This is a genomic window from Herbidospora sp. RD11066, from assembly GCF_054661255.1.
This window is the reverse complement of record NZ_BAAGDO010000421.1, coordinates 1-229: the sequence shown is the minus strand read 5'-3', so window position 1 is coordinate 229 and position 229 is coordinate 1. Positions and strand designations below refer to the sequence as shown.

At 50.7% G+C, this 229-nt stretch carries 1 protein-coding gene; it reads left to right on the top strand.

Annotation, left to right across the window (positions count from 1 at the left end):
* Window positions 1-198 (top strand): 30S ribosomal protein S10 (locus tag ACYQ78_RS40225; protein ID WP_459806258.1); only part of this gene is annotated, 198 nt, incomplete at its 5' end.
* Between the last annotated feature and the right edge of the window lie 31 nt (window positions 199-229).

Here is a 229-nt window from a genome sequence, read left to right as displayed (position 1 = left end):
GCCGCACCAGAGGAAGAGGCTCAGATCCACAGGATTCGTATTACACTGACCAGCCGCAATGTCAAAAGCTTGGAAAAGGTGTGTGCTGATCTAATTCGTGGAGCTAAAGACAAAAAACTGAAGGTTAAGGGTCCTGTGCGAATGCCAACCAAGTACCTGAAGATCACCAAAGTCGGAAGTAGCCATGGCGTTCTGTGAGCCAAGGAGCTGGAGCATCGCCCTGTGTTCC